We start from the raw sequence: 16,514 nt of genomic DNA, 5'->3' as shown, positions 1-16,514 counted from the left end.
TCTGACACTCCGACCGAGTCGGGGGCATCGAGGGGAAACCATGCAAAAAGTTCAACAACGCCTGATCGGGATGGCCGCCCTGGCGGCGGCGTCGATGCTCCCGCTGAGCGCGCACGCGCTGTCCACCTGGACGGCCAGCTCCGGCTGTGCGAACGGCAGCAGCTGCAGCGAATCCGGCGATCCGGCGCCGAACGTGAGCTTCTCCGCCTACTCCGCGGTCATCAACACCACGGGCTCCGGCAGCTCGACCGCGTACTCGAGCACCAACGGCTTCTACAAGAGCACGCTGCAGTACTACGACGGCGGGTATGGCGTGCAGGCGTCCGGCACCGACACGGGTTCGCCGCAGCATTCGATGGACAACTACGGCTACCAGGACCTGATCCTGCTGAAGTTCGACACCGCTGTGAACCTCACGCAGCTGAAGCTGGGTTGGACCGAGACCGACAGCGACATCACCGTGCTGGCCTACACCGGCACGACCAGCGGCGTGGACGTCGCCAACACGCTCCTGAACAAGACGGCGGCGAACCTGAAGTCGGCCAACGGCTGGTCGCTGGTGAACAGCTACGCGGACGTTGGCACCAGCACGCTGAACCTGAACACCTCGATGACCTCGAGCTGGTGGATCGTCACCGCGTACAACACGCAATTGGGCGGCACGACGACCAAGGCCGACGGCACGATCAACGGCCTGACCCGCGGTCTGGGCACCAGCACCGCTAACGGCTACGACTTCGTCAAGCTGTTCTCCGTCTCGGGCAACAAGGCGCCCGGCGGCGGCAGCAACAACGGCAACGTCCCGGAACCGGCTTCGCTGGCCCTGGCCTCCGTCGCCCTGCTCGGCCTGGTCGGCGTTCGTCGCCGCAAGCAATCCCAAAGCTGAGCCTCCCTGCTCCGCGAAAGGCGACCCGATGGGTCGCCTTTCTTTTTGCCCGAGCCCGCCCCCCATCCGCGAATGCGGATGCGAATGCGGATGTGGATGCGCTCAAAAGAAAACGCCCGATGCAACGATGCACCGGGCGTTTTCATTTCCCCTCGTCCTCGGTCGCAAAACCGAGGAAGTGAGACAGTGGTTGGGGACGGCTGTGCTTGGGGTTTTGCCGCTTGCCGGCAAGGCCCCATGCACTGGCGGCCAGCGCCCGGACCTTCGCAGTCCAGGCGCCCCGGAGATCAGCTCCGCAACGCGCGCTTGCGCTCGTTTTCCGACAGGTGGCGCTTGCGCAGCCGCACCGACTTCGGCGTGATCTCGACCAGCTCATCGTCCTCGATGAATTCAACGCCGTATTCCAGCGTCAGGTCGATCGGCGGCGTCACCTTGATGGCGTCTTCCTTGCCGCTGACGCGGAAGTTGGTCAGCTGCTTGGTGCGGGTGGCGTTGACGATCAGGTCGTTGTCGCGGTTGTGGATGCCGACGATCATGCCTTCGTAGACGGGATCGTTCGGCTTCACGAACATGCGGCCGCGGTCGTCCAGCTTGCCCAGCGCGTAGGTGAAGATTTCACCCGCGTCCATCGAGATCAGCACGCCGTTCTTGCGACCGGCGATGTCGCCCTTGTGGGGTTCGTAGCCGTCGAAGATGTTGGAGATCAGGCCCGAACCGCGCGTCAGGTTCAGGAATTCATTCGAGAAGCCGATCAGGCCGCGGGCGGGGATGCGGTACTCGAGGCGGACACGGCCACGGCCGTCCGGCTCCATGTTGACCAGTTCGCCCTTGCGCTCGCCCAGCGCCTGCATCACGCCGCCCTGGTGGGTTTCTTCCACGTCGGCGGTGACCAGTTCGATCGGCTCGCACTTCACGCCGTCGATGTCCTGGAACACGACGCGCGGCTTCGACACGGCCAGCTCGTAGCCTTCGCGGCGCATGTTTTCCAGCAGGATGGTCAGGTGCAGTTCGCCGCGGCCCATCACCTCGAAGATGCCGTCCTCGTCGGTCTCGCTGACGCGCAGCGCGACGTTGGCCTGCAGTTCCTTCTGCAGACGGTCCCAGATCTGGCGGCTGGTGACGAACTTGCCTTCACGGCCGGCCAGCGGCGAGGTGTTGACGCAGAAGTTCATCGTCAGCGTCGGCTCGTCGACCTTGAGCATCGGCAGCGGGGCCGGGTTGCTCGGGCTGGTGACGGTCACGCCGATGCCGATCTCCTCGATGCCGTTGATCAGCACGATGTCGCCGGGGCCGGCTTCGGTGGCCTGCACGCGGTCCAGACCCTGGAAGGTCAGCACCTGGTTGATGCGGCCCTTGGTGGCCTTGCCGTCCGGACCTTCCATGACGACCACGTCCATCGACGGCTTGATCGTGCCCTGGCTGATGCGGCCCACGCCGATGCGGCCGACGAAGGTCGAGAAGTCCAGCGCGGAGATCTGCAGCTGCAGCGGCGCGTCCGGATCGCCCTTCTGGGCCGGCACGTGCTTCAGCACGGTGTTGAACAGGGCGGACATGTCCTCGCCCCACTTCTCACCCGGCGCGCCCTCTTCCAGCGACGACCAGCCGTTGATGCCCGACGCGTACACGACCGGGAAGTCCAGCTGCTCGTCGGTGGCGCCGAGCTTGTCGAACAGGTCGAACGCGGCGTTGATGACGGCGTCCGGCTTGGCGCCCGGCTTGTCGACCTTGTTCACGACGACGATGGGCTTGAGGCCCAGCGCCAGCGCCTTCTTGGTCACGAAGCGCGTCTGCGGCATCGGGCCTTCCTGGGCGTCGATCAGCAGCACCACGCCGTCGACCATCGACAGCGCGCGCTCGACTTCACCGCCGAAGTCCGCGTGTCCCGGGGTGTCGACGATGTTGATGTGCGTGCCTTCCCAGCTGACCGCGCAGTTCTTCGCCAGGATGGTGATGCCGCGCTCGCGTTCGATGGCGTTGTTGTCCATCACGGTGTCGACGACCTTCTCGTGCTCGGCGAAGGTGCCGCTCTGGCGAAGGAGCTGGTCCACCATGGTGGTCTTGCCATGGTCGACGTGGGCGATGATGGCGATGTTGCGGATTTGCTTGCTCATGGGGCGGCTTTCGCTAGGGGCTTTCTCTGGATTCGGAGGAAGTCGGGGAACTCGGGATGTCTCGGATCTTTTAGGCGATGCGGGCTCAGGCGGCCTGCATCAGCATGGAAGCGATTTCGGTCGGGCTCAGCAGGCGGTCGGCGATCAGCTCGCCGCCGGCCACGTGGGCGCTGCCCAGGAAGGCGCGAGGCGCCTGACCGTAGACACGCACCTGCGGCATGTCGGTCAGCGTCACGCGCCGGCGCATGCCGGACAGGAAACGGCCGGCCTCGTCGTTGCTCAGCTCGACCTCGGGCCACTCGCCCAGCAGGCTGTCCGGCGCGGTCAGCAAGGACAGGCGGGCATTTTCGTCCAGCGCCTCGATCTGCTCCAGCGTCACCGCCCGCTCGATCGACACCGGGCCGCTGGCCGTGCGGCGCAGGCCGGCCAGGTGCGCGCCGCAGCCCAGCTTCGCGCCGATGTCCTCGCCCAGCGTGCGGATGTAGGTGCCCTTGGTGCAGCGCACGTCGATCACCAGCAGCAACTCGGCAGGATGCCATTCGACGATGTCCAGCGCATGAATCGTCACGTTGCGCGGCTGGCGCTCGACGGTCACGCCTTCGCGGGCGAGCTCGTACAGGGCACGGCCCTGGTGCTTCAGCGCCGAATACATCGGCGGCAGCTGCGAGATCGCGCCGCGGAAGCCTTCGCAGGCGGCGCGGATCGCGTCCAGGTCCAGCGACTTCGCGACCTCGTCGCGCTGCTCGAGGATCTCGCCCTCGCCGTCGCCGGTCGTGGTCGTGATGCCCAGGCGCAGCGTCGCGCGGTAGCCCTTGTCGGCTTCCAGCGAGACCTGGCTGAACTTGGTCGCGGCGCCGAAGGTCAGCGGCAGCAGCCCGGTCGCCAGCGGATCCAGCGTGCCGGTATGGCCGGCCTTCTCCGCGCGCAGCAGGCGCTTGACCTTCTGCAATGCGTCGTTGCTGGTCAGGCCGATGGGCTTGTCCAGCATCAACACGCCGTGCACGGCGCGCTTCACGATCTTGGGGCGGGGGGCTACTGCGCTCATCACTACGCGGCGGCCCTCTCGGGACGCCGTCTTTCTGGCTCGGAGGACCTCAGTCCTCGGTGGTCTCGTCGTCCTTGGCTCGGGACAGGTTCGCTTGGTTGATCAGCGCGCTCATCTCGGCGGCGCGCTCGATCGTGCGGTCGAAATGGAAATGCAGGCTGGGCACGGTGTGGATCTGCAGCCGCTTGAACAGGCCGTTGCGCAGGAATCCCGCCGCCTCGTTCAGCGCCGCGCCGGTCGCTTCCGGATCGCCGACCAGCAGCGAGAAGTAGACCTTCGCGTGCGCATAGTCGGGCGTGACCTCCACCGCGTTGATCGTCACCATGCCGACGCGCGGGTCCTTCAGGTCCCGGATCAGCTCGGCCAGGTCGCGCTGGATCTGGTCCGCCACGCGCAGACCGCGGTTGGGGATAGATCGCTTGTGACGCATGGCTCTTTCCTCACTCTCTCAAACAACAAAGCCCGGCGGTACGACCCGCCGGGCGTGGAGCGACGGCAGGCTGGGTTACAGCGTGCGCGCCACTTCCTTGATTTCGAAGACTTCCAGCTGGTCGCCTTCCTTGATGTCGCTGTAGTTCTTCAGCTTGATACCGCACTCGAAGCCTTCGCGGACTTCCTTGACGTCGTCCTTCAGGCGCTTGAGCGACTCGATCTCGCCGGTGTAGACCACGACGTTGTCGCGCAGCAGACGGAAGCGCGCGTTGCGCGTCACGTGACCGCTGGTGATCATCGAACCGGCGATGGTGCCGATCTTGGTCGCCACGAACACGGTGCGGATCTCGGCGGTACCGATGATCTCCTCGCGCTGCTCCGGTGCCAGCATGCCGGCCATCGCCGCCTTCACCTCATCCACGGCGTCGTAGATGATGTTGTAGTAGCGCAGGTCGACGTCGTTGTGCTCGGCCACCTTGCGCGCGCCGGCATCGGCACGCACGTTGAAGCCGATCACGACGGCCTTGGAGGCGATCGCCAGGTTGATGTCGGACTCGCTGATGGCACCCACCGCGGCGTGCACGATCTGCACCTTGACCTCGTCGGTCGACAGCTTGAGCAGCGAGGACGCCAGCGCTTCCTGCGAACCCTGCACGTCGGCCTTGATGATCAGCGGCAGCGTCTGCACGTCGCCAGCGGTCATGTCGGCGAACATGTTCTCCAGCTTCGAGGCCTGCTGGCGGGCCAGCTTGACGTCACGGTACTTGCCGGCGCGGAAGGTCGCGATTTCACGGGCGCGGCGTTCGTCGCTCAGCACCATGAACTCGTCACCGGCGCGCGGCACTTCCGTGAGACCCTGGATCTCGACCGGGATGGACGGGCCGGCTTCGGTGGCGTTCTTGCCGTCCTCGTCCAGCATGGCGCGGACCCGACCGTAGGTCGAGCCGGCCAGCACCACGTCGCCGCGCTTGAGCGTGCCGGACTGCACCAGCACCGTCGCGACCGGGCCGCGGCCCTTGTCCAGCTTGGCTTCGATGACCAGACCCTTGGCCATCGAATCCTTCGCGGCCTTCAGTTCCAGCACTTCGGCCTGCAGCAGGACCTGCTCCAGCAGCGCGTCGATGCCCTGGCCGGTCTTGGCCGACACCGGGACGAACGGCGATTCGCCGCCGAACTCTTCCGGCACGACCTGCTCGGCGACCAGCTCGCTCTTGACGCGCTCGGCGTTGGCGTCGGGCTTGTCGATCTTGTTCATCGCGACCACGATCGGCACACCGGCAGCCTTCGCGTGGTGGATCGCTTCCTTGGTCTGCGGCATGACGCCGTCATCCGCGGCCACGACCAGGATGACGATGTCCGTCGCCTGCGCACCGCGGGCACGCATGGCCGTGAAGGCCTCGTGACCCGGGGTGTCGAGGAAGGTGATCATGCCGCGCGGCGTGTCGACGTGATAAGCGCCGATGTGCTGCGTGATGCCGCCGGCTTCGCCAGCCGCCACGCGGGCGCGGCGGATGCTGTCCAGCAGCGAGGTCTTGCCGTGGTCGACGTGACCCATGACGGTGACGACCGGCGCGCGGGGCAGCAGCTCGTGCTGGCCTTCGGCGGCGGCGCCCTCTTCCTCGAGGAACGCGTCCGGATCGTCCAGCTTGGCGGCGAACGCCTTGTGGCCCATTTCCTCGACCAGGATCATGGCCGTCTCTTGGTCCAGCTGCTGGTTGATGGTGACCATCTGACCCAGCTTCATCAGCTGCTTGATGACCTCGGAGGCCTTCACCGACATCTTGTGCGCCAGATCGGCGACCGAGATGGTTTCGGGGACGTGGACTTCCTGCGCCACCGGCTCGTTGGGAGCCTGGAAATTCGAGGGCGAGGCGCCGCGATCGTCGCGACCGCCACGGCGGCCCGAAGGACCGCCACGGCCCGGCGCGCGCCAGCTGGTGCCACCGCCCGGACGTGCCGGACCGTCGGTGCGGCCGCCACCCGGCTTGCCGGCGGCGCCACGCTTCTTGGCGTCATCGGCCCAGCTGGACGACAGCTTCTCGGACTTGACCGACTTCTTGTCGCCCGGCTTCGCACCCGCGGCGGCCGTCGTGCCGGCAGCGCCAGGAGCGCCGCCCGGCTTCTTGTGGATGGTGCCCTTGATGCCGGCGGCCGGCGCGGCCTCGGGTTTGGGTTCTTCCTTCTTCGCGACGAGCACCTTCTTGGGCGCGTTCATCATCGCGCGGATGGCGGCGGCCTCGGCCTCGGCGGCCTTGCGGCGGCGCTCCAGCTCGCTCTGGCGGGCCTTCTCGTCGGCGGCGACGTCCGCGGCCTTCACCACGCGCAGCACGGGCTTGGCGGGCTCGACCGGCGCCGGGGCCGGCGCGGCGACCACGGGGGCCGGCGCGGGGGCCGCGGCGGCGGCCGCAGCCTTCTCCGCGGCCTTGTCGGCGGCCTTCTCGGCCTTGGACTTGGCGGCGTCGGCGATCTTGCGCGCTTCCGCCTCGGCGGCGGCCTTGGCCGCGGCTTCGGCAGCAGCCTGTTCAGCCGCTTCACGCGCGGCGCGCTCTTCCTCGCGACGCTTCTCTTCGGCTTCGCGGGCGGCGCGCTCGGCGTCCTCCCGCTCGCGGACCTTGCGGGCGAGTTCTTCTTCCTGCTGACGCAGCGCTTCGGCCTGGGCCTGCACTTCTTCCTCGCGGCGCTTCAGTTCGGCTTCCTCGGCGGCGGCGGCGGTGGCGTCATCGACACCGTCCTCGCGCTTCACGAAGACGCGCTTCTTGCGCACCTCGACCTGGATCGTGCGCGCCTTGCCCGAGGCATCGGCCTGCTTGATCTCGCTGGTGGACTTGCGGGTCAGCGTGATCTTCTTGCGCTCGGCGCCGCCGGCGGTCCCGTGCGCGGTGCGCAGGTGATCCAGCAGACGTTCCTTGTCGCTTTCGTTCAAGGTGTCCTCGGCGGACGCCTTCTTGACGCCCGCAGCTTGGAGCTGCTCCAGCAACGTGGTCGCAGGCCTGTTGAGCTCTGCGGCCAGCTGGGCGACGGTGGTCACGGCCATTGTTGAAATCCTTAAATCTTGTGTGGGGCGGAGCGGTCTGGTTTCGCTTGAATTCGCTTCAGAGCGTGTCTGCTCGGGCGTTATGCGTTGAACCAGTGCTCGCGCGCCTTCATGATCAAAGCGCGTGCCGCTGCCTCGTCCAGGGACGAAATCTCGACCAGTTCGTCAACGGCCAGGTCTGCCAGGTCGTCACGGGTATGGATGTCGCCGGCCGCCAGCTTGGCGATCAGCTCGGGGGTCACGCCGTCCAGGTCGCGCAGGTCCTGGGAGACCTCCTCGACCTTTTCCTCGCGGGCGATTTCCATCGTCAGCAGCGCATCCTTGGCGCGGGTGCGCAGCTCGTTCACGGTCTCTTCGTCGAAGGACTCGATCTCGAGCATTTCCTGCATCGGCACGTAGGCGACTTCTTCCAGCGAGGCGAAACCTTCGGCGATCAGGATGTCGGCGACTTCCTCGTCCACGTCCAGCTTCTCGACGAACAGCTTGCGCACGCCGTCGGATTCCTCGGCCTGCTTGGCGGCGGATTCCTCGGCCGTCATGATGTTGATCTTCCAGCCGGTCAGCTCCGAGGCCAGGCGCACGTTCTGGCCGCCGCGGCCGATCGCGATCGCGAGGTTCTCCTCGTCGACGACGACGTCCATCGCATGGCGCTCCTCGTCCACGACGATGGACTGGACGTTCGCCGGCGCCAGCGCGCCGATCACGAATTGCGCCGGATCTTCCGACCACAGCACGATGTCCACGCGTTCACCGGCCAGCTCGTTGGTCACGCCGTTGACGCGGGAACCGCGCACGCCGACGCAGGTGCCGATCGGGTCGACGCGCTTGTCGTACGAGACGACGGCGATCTTGGCGCGGCTGCCGGCGTCGCGGGCGGCGCTCTTGATCTCGAGCAGGCCCTGCTCGATCTCCGGCACTTCCTGCGCGAAGAGTTCCTTCATGAACTCGCCGGACGAACGCGACAGCATGATCTGCGGACCGCGCTGCGTCGGGTCGATGCCCAGGATCACCGCGCGGACGCGGTCGCCGGTGCGCAGGTTCTCCTTCGGGATCATCTCGTTGCGCTTGAGTCGGCCTTCGACGCGGCCCGACTCGGCAATGATGTCGCCCTTGTCCAGGCGCTTGACCGTGCCGACGAAGATGCGCTCGCCGCGCGACATGAAGTCGTTCAGCAGCTGTTCGCGCTCGGCGTCGCGGATCTTCTGCAGGATGACCTGCTTGGCGGCCTGCGCGCCGATCCGGCCGATCGGCACGGACTCGACGCCTTCCTCGATGTGGTCGTCGACCTCGATGTCGGCGATCTGCTCCTGCGCTTCGAACAGCAGGATCTCGGAATCGGCGTTCTGCAGGCCGGCCTCGTTGGGCACGACGTGCCAACGGCGGAAGGTCTCATACTCGCCGGTGTCGCGATCGATGGCCACGCGGATATCGACCTCGCCGCCATACAACTTCTTGGTGGCCGAGGCCAGTGCCGCCTCGACGGCGCCGAACACCACATCGCGCTCCACGCTCTTCTCGCGCGAGATGGCGTCCACCAGCATCAACAGTTCGCGGTTCATTGATCGAGACCTCCGTCAACCTTGTCATCCGTCTGCCGGGACTTGGCATTGCTCTTCTTCTTCGACGCCTTGGGCTTCGCAGCCGTTCCGTCAGCCGATTCCGATCCGGGCGCCAAGCCCGTGTTCTTTTTTGCCGCCGCATCCGCGGCAGCGCCACCCGCCGGCTTCGGCGGGCGACCCTTGAAAACGATCTCCGGCACCAGCTTGGCCGAGCGCACCTCGTCGAGCGCGAAGTCCAGCACCTGCTCGGTCTTGCCGTCCATGAAGATCACGCGCCAGGCGGTATTGCGCGCCAGCGCGTCAAAGTCGTCCTGCGCCACGCCTTCGGCCGCGACCAGGACACCCCGGTACTTCTTGCGACCCTGGAAAGCCTCGCGCAATGTGATTTCCACTTCGTGACCACTGAACCGGGCGTAGTCGCCGGCATTGTTCAGCGGACGGTCGAGACCGGGGGTCGACACTTCCAGGCGCGTGTAGTCGACTTCCTCGACCTCCATCACGTAGCGCAGCTGGCGCGTGACGCGCTCACAATCCTCGACGTTGACCGGCGTCTCCGGTTCCTGGCCGTTCACGAGCGGCTTGTCGATGTACACGCGCAGCAAGCCCCCGGCGCTGCGTTCGCAGCCCACTACCTCGTAACCCAGCCCGGTCACGGTTTTCTCAACAACGGCTTGCCAGCTCAAATTCATCGACGAAAGTATTTGCCTTGTAACAGGCGCGTAGGAACAGCCAAAAAAAATGGGCTGGATGAATCCGCCCACCGTTCACTTTTCAGCGAAGCTAGAAGTGTACTATGCAAACAGCATGCCGACAAGGCTGCGTCATCCGTCACAGCGTGGCGTGCGAGAATCCCTGCCTCCCTCGAATCTATGAATACCAGGAGCAGACATGGGATTTCTCGCTGGCAAGCGACTGCTGATCACGGGCGTGCTGTCCAACCGCTCGATCGCCTACGGCATCGCCAAGGCCTGCCACCGCGAAGGCGCTGAACTGGCCTTCAGCTACCAGGGCGAGCGCTTCAAGGATCGCATCACCGAATTCGCCGCCGAATTCGGCTCCAAACTGGTGTTCGATTGCGACGTGAGCGACGACGCCCAGATCGATCGGCTGTTCGACGACCTCGGCCAGCACTGGCCGGAATTCGACGGTTTCGTCCATTCAATCGGTTTCGCGCCCCGCGAAGCCATCGCCGGCGAATTCCTGGACGGCATGACGCGCGAGAACTTCCGCATCGCGCACGACATCTCCGCCTACAGCTTCCCGGCCATGGCCAAGGCCGCCCAGCCGCGCCTGCGCGCGGGCTCGGCGCTGCTGACGCTGTCGTATCTGGGGGCGGATCGCTTCGTTCCCAACTACAACACGATGGGCCTGGCCAAAGCCTCTCTGGAAGCCAGCGTGCGCTACCTCGCCTACGGCCTGGGCGGCAAGGGCATCCGGGTGAACGGCATCTCCGCCGGCCCGATCAAGACGCTGGCCGCCTCGGGCATCAAGGATTTCGGCAAGCTGCTCAAGCAGTTCGCCGACAGCGCCGCCATCAAGCGCAACGTCACGATCGAGGACGTCGGCAATACCGCCGCCTTCCTGCTGTCGGACCTGGCGGGTGGGATCAGTTCGGAAATCGTCTACGTCGATGGCGGCTTCAGCCATGGCGCGATGGCGGGCACGGAGTGAGAGTCGGCTGACTCCGATCGCCGGCGGAAGCCGGGCCGGGGTCTCCTCATACGTCTCGCAGGCTCCACAAATCGTCGACCCCGGCCCGGCTTCCGCCGGCTCCGATTGAGGTTCACGAGCGACAACAGGCCCCTCGGGGCCTGTTGGCGTTTGTGGGGCGCAGATTACTGCTTCGTGTCGATCACGCAGTCCACGTAGTAGCGTGTGATGCCGTCCTCGCCCTTCTCTGCCACCAGGCCGTGGACGTCAGTGGCGAAGCCCGGGAACTTGGCGTTGAAGTCCCTGGTGAACTTCAGGTAGTCCACGATGCGCTTGTTGAAGCGCTCGCCCGGGATCAGCAGCGGGATACCCGGGGGATACGGCGTCAGCAGCGCGGTCGTGACACGGCCTTCCAGCTTGTCGATCTCGACGCGCTCCGTCTTGCGATGCGCGATGTGCGCATACGCGTCCGACGGCTTCATCGCCGGCTCCAGCTCGGACAGGTAGACCTCGGTGGTCAGGCGCGCGATGTCGCCCGAGGCATAGGCCTCGTGCACGCTCTGGCTCAGGTCGCGCAGGCCCATGCGCTCATAACGCGGGAAGGCCGCCACGAAGTCCGGCAGGATGCGCCAGATCGGCGCATTGCGGTCGTAGTCGTCCTTGAACTGCTGCAGCGCGGTCAGCAGCGTGTTCCAGCGCCCCTTGGTGATGCCGATGGTGAACATGATGAAGAACGAGTACAGCCCCGTCTTCTCCACCACCACGCCGTGCTCGGCCAGGAACTTGGTGACGATGCTCGCCGGGATGCCGGTCTTGGCGAACTTGCCGCTCATGTCCAGCCCCGGCGTGATGACCGTGGACTTGATCGGATCCAGCATGTTGAAACCGGCCTCGATCGGACCGAAGCCGTGCCACTTCTCGTTGGCCTTGAGCATCCAGTCGGCGGCCTTGCCGATGCCGTCGGTCGCCAGCTTGTCCGGACCCCAGACCTTGAACCACCAGTCCTTGCCGTAGTCCTTCTCGACCTTGCGCATCGCGCGGCGGAAGTCCAGCGCCTCGCTGATGGACTCCTCCACCAGCGCCGTGCCGCCCGGGGGCTCCATCATCGCGGCCGCGACGTCGCAGCTGGCGATGATCGAGTACTGCGGGCTGGTCGAGGTGTGCATCAGGTACGCCTCGTTGAACAGGTGCTTGTCCAGCTTGACGTTCTGCGAGTCCTGCACCAGCACCTGAGAGGCCTGCGAGATGCCGGCCAGCAGCTTGTGCGTCGACTGCGTGGCGTAGACCATCGCGGTCTTCGGCCGCGGGCGGTGCTTGCCCATCGCGTGGTACGAGCCGTAGAAGTTGTGGAAGGCCGCGTGCGGCAGCCACGCCTCGTCGAAGTGCAGCGTGTCGATCCAGCCGTCCAGCTTGGACTTGATGGTCTCGGTGTTGTAGAGCACGCCGTCGTAGGTGCTCTGCGTCAGCGTCATGATCCGCGGCTTGGCCTTCTTCGCGTCCACGCCCTTGAGCAGCGGATTCTTCGCGATCTTCTTGCGGATGGTCTCGGGCGAGAACTCGCTCTCCGGGATCGGGCCGATGATGCCGTAGTGGTTGCGCGTGGGCGTCATGAAGACCGGCACCGCGCCGGTCATGATGATGCTGTGCAGGATGGACTTGTGGCAGTTGCGGTCCACGACCACGATGTCGCCCGGCGCCACCGTGTGGTGCCAGACCATCTTGTTGGACGTCGAGGTGCCGTTGGTGACGAAGAAGCAGTGGTCCGCATTGAAGATGCGGGCGGCGTTCTTCTCGCTCTCGGCGACCGGGCCGGTGTGGTCCAGCAGCTGGCCGAGTTCCTCGACCGCGTTGCAGACGTCGGCGCGCAGCATGTTCTCGCCGAAGAACTGGTGGAACATCTGGCCGACGGGGCTCTTCAGGAAGGCCACGCCGCCGGAGTGCCCCGGGCAGTGCCACGAGTACGAGCCGTCCTGCGCATAGGCCATCAGCGCCTTGAAGAACGGCGGCGCCAGGCCGTCGAGGTAGCTTCTCGATTCACGGATGATGTGACGCGCCACGAATTCCGGCGTGTCCTCGAACATGTGGATGAAGCCGTGCAGTTCGCGCAGGACGTCATTGGGCAGATGCTGCGAGGTCCGCGTCTCCCCGTACACGTAGATGGGGATGTCCGCGTTCTTGAACCGGATCTCCTGGATGAACTTGCGCAGGTTCAGGACCGCCGGGTCGAGCTCCGCGCCGTCGCCGTTGCCGGAGAACTCCTCGTCGTCGATCGACAGGATGAACGCGCTGGCGCGGCTCTGCTGCTGCGCGAACTGGCTCAGGTCGCCGTAGCTCGTGACGCCCAGGACTTCGAAGCCCTCTTTCTGTATGGCCTCCGCGAGCGCGCGGATGCCCAAACCCGAGGTGTTCTCGGAGCGATAGTCCTCGTCGATGATGACGATGGGAAAGCGGAAACGCGGCGTCATGAAGGCCTCCGGATCGGGGCAGGTCAAACAAGAAAGGCGCGAAGTGTAGGGCTACAGCCGTGTCACGCAAGTGTTGATCGGGCGTTGTCGCAGAAACAGAACGGCCATGCCGTGCGCGCCCCGTCAATGGCCCGTGCATGACACGGCGATAGCCCGGAAAAGCAGGCGGCAAGCCCCCTTTGGAGCGCCCTGGCAAGCACCGACCCCGGGCGTACACTGACCCGACTCGAAGGACCGGGCGATTCACGGATCGCCCGGCGTGCAGCTAGGAGGAACCGATGGACTGGAGTCTCGCCACCTGGTGGTGGGTGATCTGCGGCGTGCTGGTGGCGGCGGAGCTCGCGACGGGCACGACGTTCTACCTGTTGATGCTGGCGCTCGGCGCCGCCGCGGCGGCATTGACCGCCCATGTCGGCACGCCGTTCTGGGCGCAGCTCGTCGTCGCCGCAGCGATCGGCGGCGGCGCGGTGACCTGGTGGCATCTGCGCCTGCGTCGCCATCCGAGACTGCCGGCCGCGGAGAACCCCAACGTCAACCTCGACATCGGCCAGAGCCTGGAGGTGGCGCACTGGCGCGCCGACGGCACCGCCGAGGTCCGCTACCGCGGCGCCGCCTGGCAGGCGCGTTTCGTCGGCACGGGCGCGCCGGCGGTCGGTCGCCATGTCATCCGCGCCATCGAGGGCAGTTGCCTGCTCGTCGAGCCCGCCTGAAGTTGCCTGACCCGCCTGAAGCTGCCTGAATACGCTCGAACACGTTTTTGGTTCCAATCCCCGGAGGAGACACCCGCTCATGGAAATCATCGCCCTGGTCATCTTGATCGTCGCCATCGTCTTCGTCATCCAGTCGGTGAAGGTGGTGCCCCAGCAGAACGCGTGGGTCGTTGAACGGCTCGGCAAGTACCACGGCACGCTGACGCCCGGCCTGAACATCCTGGTGCCCTTCGTGGACCGGCTGGCCTACAAGCATTCGCTCAAGGAGATCCCGCTGGACGTCCCCAGCCAGGTCTGCATCACGCGCGACAACACCCAGCTGACGGTGGACGGCATCCTGTACTTCCAGGTGACGGACGCGATGCGCGCCAGCTACGGCTCGAGCAACTACATCATCGCCATCACCCAGCTGGCGCAGACGACGCTGCGCTCGGTGATCGGCCGCATGGAGCTGGACCGCACCTTCGAGGAACGCGACGTGATCAACAGCTCCGTCGTGCAGGCGCTGGACGAGGCCGCGCTGAACTGGGGCGTGAAGGTGCTGCGCTACGAGATCAAGGACCTGACGCCGCCGGCGGAGATCCTGCGCTCCATGCAGGCGCAGATCACGGCGGAGCGCGAGAAGCGCGCGCTGATCGCGGCCTCGGAAGGCCGCCGCCAGGAACAGATCAACATCGCGACCGGCGAACGCGAGGCCGCGATCGCCCGTTCCGAGGGCGAGAAGCAGGCCGAGATCAACAAGGCGCAGGGCGAGGCCGCCGCGATCCTTTCCGTGGCCGAGGCCAGCGCGGAGGCGATCCGCAAGGTCGCCGCCGCGATCCAGCAGCCCGGCGGCAGCGACGCGGTGCAGCTGAAGGTCGCGGAGAAGGCGGTGGAAGCCTTCTCGCAACTGGCCCAGAAGAACAACACGATGATCGTGCCGGCCAACATGAGCGAGGTCTCGGGACTGATCGGCACGGCGATGGCGCTGATCAAGAGCGACAAGGTGATCCAGCCGGGCCGCTGAGCGTCGACCGCCCTGCCCTGAGCCCGTCGACGGACCTCTGCGAAGTGCGCGGGCAACTTGCTCCGCAACTTTGATTCGGACCTGAAAATCTGCGCTATGATGGCAGGCTTCGGAGAGATGGATGAGCGGTTTAAGTCGCACGCCTGGAAAGCGTGTGTAGGTTAATAGCCTACCGAGGGTTCGAATCCCTCTCTCTCCGCCAGACATCCAGTACAACGGGCCTCGAGTGATCGAGGCCCGTTTGCTTTTCAAGGCGCTGTTCAGGCGCAGTTTGCAGGGTGCTCTTCCCCGCAGTCTTGAGGGCGCGATCTATCATCCCGCCCCATGCTGACCTTCGAACAGTTCTTCGGTTTCCTGCTCGCCGCCACGCTGATCACGGCGTCGCCGGGCCCCGACAACCTGATGGTGCTCGGCATGGGCATTTCGAAGGGACGCCGCCACGGCATGGCCTTCGGCCTCGGGTGCGCGCTCGGCTGCCTGAGCCACACCGTCCTGGCGGCGATCGGCGTCAGCGCGCTGATCGCGGCGTCGCCGGTGGCCTTCACCGCGTTGAAGGTCTGCGGCGGGCTCTACCTCATCTGGCTCGGCATCAAGGCGCTGCGCAGCCGCGGCGGGGCGACGGTCGGCGACGCGTCGCAGGTCGAGGATTCGCTCTCGCGCCTGTTCTTCAAAGGCGTCTTCGCCAACGCGATCAACCCGAAGGTCGTGCTGTTCTTCCTGTCCTTCCTGCCGCAGTTCGTCGTGCCTGCCCAAGGCCATGTCGCGGCGCAGACGGCCCTGCTCGGGCTGACCTTCACACTCCAGGCGGCGGTGCTGTTCGGACTGCTGGGCTACTTCGCCGGCGCGATCGGCCAGTGGCTGCAGCGCAAGCCGCGTGCGGGACTCTGGCTGGACCGCATCGCCGGCGCGGTGTTCATGGCGCTGGGCCTGCGCCTGATCGTGGCGCGCTGAGCCCCGCTGAAGGGGAATCGGACGACGGGCGCGGCCCACCGGCACCGGTGCCGTCGGCATCGGCGGCACACGGATTGCCGTCCGCCCCCTACCCCCTCGTCAGGAGACTTGCATGACCCTTCGCCCCTTGCTGGCCGCCGCCCTCGTGGCCTGCCTGCCCGTGACCGCCGCGTTCGCGGCCGAAGCCACCGTCACCTTGAAGGTCGCCACCCCTCAGGGGGACGGCGGCCCGGTCGGCACCGTGACGATGGAGGACACGAAGTACGGCCTCGTGTTCACCCCCAAGCTCACCGGCCTGCCGCCCGGGCTGCACGGCTTCCACGTCCATGCGAATGCGTCCTGCGCGGCTGCCGACAAGGACGGCAAGCCCTCGCCTGCCGAAGCGGCTGGCGGCCATTTCGATCCGAAGAAATCGGGCAAGCACGGCGAGCCCTGGGGCGACGGCCACCTGGGCGACCTGCCGCCGATGTTCGTCAACGGGGAAGGCGAAGCGAGCCAACCCGTGCTCGCGCCGCGCCTGAAGCTGGCGGACGTCAAGGGACATGCGCTGATGGTCCACGCGGGCGGCGACAACCATGCCGACCATCCCGCCCCGCTGGGCGGTGGCGGCGCCCGCATCGCCTGCGGCGTGATCCAATGATCGGATAAGAAAGACCGCCCCGGCC

13 protein-coding genes and 1 tRNA gene are annotated in these 16,514 nt (G+C 66.3%); 7 read left to right on the top strand and 7 right to left on the bottom strand.

Translation table 11 applies throughout. The features are described 5' to 3' along the window. The first annotated feature begins 40 nt into the window (after positions 1–40). The gene (xdp1, locus tag AC07O8_RS17100) at positions 41–886 is read left to right on the top strand and encodes an exosortase-dependent surface protein XDP1 (RefSeq protein WP_495049182.1); all 846 of its coding nucleotides are present in this window, start codon (positions 41–43) and stop codon (positions 884–886) included. A 287-nt stretch (positions 887–1,173) separates the two neighbouring features. Here the strand turns inward: xdp1 and typA are convergent, their stop codons facing one another. The 6 genes from typA to rimP all read right to left on the bottom strand — a co-directional run bounded on the left by typA (position 1,174) and on the right by rimP (position 9,756). Further along, positions 1,174–2,997, bottom strand: coding sequence for a translational GTPase TypA (gene typA / locus AC07O8_RS17095; RefSeq protein ID WP_297528746.1), 1,824 nt, complete (start codon positions 2,995–2,997; stop codon positions 1,174–1,176). Positions 2,998–3,082: 85 nt separating this feature from the next. Next, complete coding sequence (gene truB, locus AC07O8_RS17090) at positions 3,083–4,042, bottom strand: tRNA pseudouridine(55) synthase TruB (protein WP_495049181.1); 960 nt, start codon at positions 4,040–4,042, stop codon at positions 3,083–3,085. A gap of 49 nt (positions 4,043–4,091) precedes the next feature. After that, a complete protein-coding gene (rbfA, locus tag AC07O8_RS17085; protein ID WP_297528750.1) occupies positions 4,092–4,472 on the bottom strand; it encodes a 30S ribosome-binding factor RbfA in 381 nt (126 codons plus the stop codon). A gap of 75 nt (positions 4,473–4,547) precedes the next feature. Continuing rightward, complete coding sequence (gene infB / locus AC07O8_RS17080; RefSeq protein WP_495049180.1) at positions 4,548–7,508, bottom strand: translation initiation factor IF-2; 2,961 nt, start codon at positions 7,506–7,508, stop codon at positions 4,548–4,550. An 80-nt stretch (positions 7,509–7,588) separates the two neighbouring features. Next, the gene (gene nusA, locus AC07O8_RS17075) at positions 7,589–9,067 is read right to left on the bottom strand and encodes a transcription termination factor NusA (protein ID WP_297528754.1); all 1,479 of its coding nucleotides are present in this window, start codon (positions 9,065–9,067) and stop codon (positions 7,589–7,591) included. After that, positions 9,064–9,756, bottom strand: coding sequence for a ribosome maturation factor RimP (gene rimP, locus AC07O8_RS17070; RefSeq protein WP_495049179.1), 693 nt, complete (start codon positions 9,754–9,756; stop codon positions 9,064–9,066). The genes nusA and rimP overlap by 4 nt, the downstream gene beginning before the upstream one ends. 199 nt (positions 9,757–9,955) lie before the next feature. On the opposite strand from rimP, the gene fabI reads away from it, so the two are divergent. Beyond that, positions 9,956–10,738: an enoyl-ACP reductase FabI gene (gene fabI / locus AC07O8_RS17065; RefSeq protein ID WP_495049178.1), complete on the top strand. Its 783-nt coding sequence runs from the start codon at positions 9,956–9,958 to the stop codon at positions 10,736–10,738. A 164-nt stretch (positions 10,739–10,902) separates the two neighbouring features. On the opposite strand, the gene AC07O8_RS17060 is transcribed toward fabI, so the two are convergent. Then, positions 10,903–13,182: an Orn/Lys/Arg family decarboxylase gene (locus AC07O8_RS17060; protein WP_495049177.1), complete on the bottom strand. Its 2,280-nt coding sequence runs from the start codon at positions 13,180–13,182 to the stop codon at positions 10,903–10,905. 278 nt (positions 13,183–13,460) lie between these two features. On the opposite strand from AC07O8_RS17060, the gene AC07O8_RS17055 reads away from it, so the two are divergent. From AC07O8_RS17055 to sodC, 5 genes are all read left to right on the top strand, one after another. Then, positions 13,461–13,892, top strand: a complete 432-nt coding sequence (locus AC07O8_RS17055; protein ID WP_495049176.1) for an NfeD family protein — start codon at positions 13,461–13,463, stop codon at positions 13,890–13,892. 79 nt (positions 13,893–13,971) lie between these two features. Then, a complete protein-coding gene (locus AC07O8_RS17050) occupies positions 13,972–14,898 on the top strand; it encodes an SPFH domain-containing protein (RefSeq protein WP_067274606.1) in 927 nt (308 codons plus the stop codon). 111 nt (positions 14,899–15,009) lie between these two features. Further along, positions 15,010–15,100, top strand: a tRNA-Ser gene (locus AC07O8_RS17045). A 122-nt stretch (positions 15,101–15,222) separates the two neighbouring features. Further along, positions 15,223–15,849 (top strand): LysE family translocator, encoded by a 627-nt coding sequence (locus AC07O8_RS17040; RefSeq protein ID WP_495049175.1) that lies wholly within the window; start codon positions 15,223–15,225, stop codon positions 15,847–15,849. Between the two features lie 112 nt (positions 15,850–15,961). Beyond that, entirely contained in the window at positions 15,962–16,489 is a 528-nt protein-coding gene (gene sodC / locus AC07O8_RS17035) for a superoxide dismutase [Cu-Zn] SodC (RefSeq protein ID WP_495049174.1), read from the top strand. Positions 16,490–16,514: the final 25 nt, after the last annotated feature.

The organism is Roseateles sp. GW821-FHT09G09, from assembly GCF_059415965.1.
The sequence above is the reverse complement of the archived record's forward strand: the minus strand, read 5'-3'. Positions and strand labels throughout refer to the sequence as shown.

Coding starts and splice junctions, on each gene's coding strand:
- truB (WP_495049181.1), bottom strand. CDS start 4,042: ATGAGCGCAGTAGCCCCCCGCCCCAAGATCGTGAAGCGCGCCGTGCAC.
- AC07O8_RS17060 (WP_495049177.1), bottom strand. CDS start 13,182: ATGACGCCGCGTTTCCGCTTTCCCATCGTCATCATCGACGAGGACTAT.
- xdp1 (WP_495049182.1), top strand. CDS start 41: ATGCAAAAAGTTCAACAACGCCTGATCGGGATGGCCGCCCTGGCGGCG.
- infB (WP_495049180.1), bottom strand. CDS start 7,508: ATGGCCGTGACCACCGTCGCCCAGCTGGCCGCAGAGCTCAACAGGCCT.
- sodC (WP_495049174.1), top strand. CDS start 15,962: ATGACCCTTCGCCCCTTGCTGGCCGCCGCCCTCGTGGCCTGCCTGCCC.
- rimP (WP_495049179.1), bottom strand. CDS start 9,756: ATGAATTTGAGCTGGCAAGCCGTTGTTGAGAAAACCGTGACCGGGCTG.
- AC07O8_RS17040 (WP_495049175.1), top strand. CDS start 15,223: ATGCTGACCTTCGAACAGTTCTTCGGTTTCCTGCTCGCCGCCACGCTG.
- fabI (WP_495049178.1), top strand. CDS start 9,956: ATGGGATTTCTCGCTGGCAAGCGACTGCTGATCACGGGCGTGCTGTCC.
- rbfA (WP_297528750.1), bottom strand. CDS start 4,472: ATGCGTCACAAGCGATCTATCCCCAACCGCGGTCTGCGCGTGGCGGAC.
- typA (WP_297528746.1), bottom strand. CDS start 2,997: ATGAGCAAGCAAATCCGCAACATCGCCATCATCGCCCACGTCGACCAT.
- AC07O8_RS17055 (WP_495049176.1), top strand. CDS start 13,461: ATGGACTGGAGTCTCGCCACCTGGTGGTGGGTGATCTGCGGCGTGCTG.
- nusA (WP_297528754.1), bottom strand. CDS start 9,067: ATGAACCGCGAACTGTTGATGCTGGTGGACGCCATCTCGCGCGAGAAG.
- AC07O8_RS17050 (WP_067274606.1), top strand. CDS start 13,972: ATGGAAATCATCGCCCTGGTCATCTTGATCGTCGCCATCGTCTTCGTC.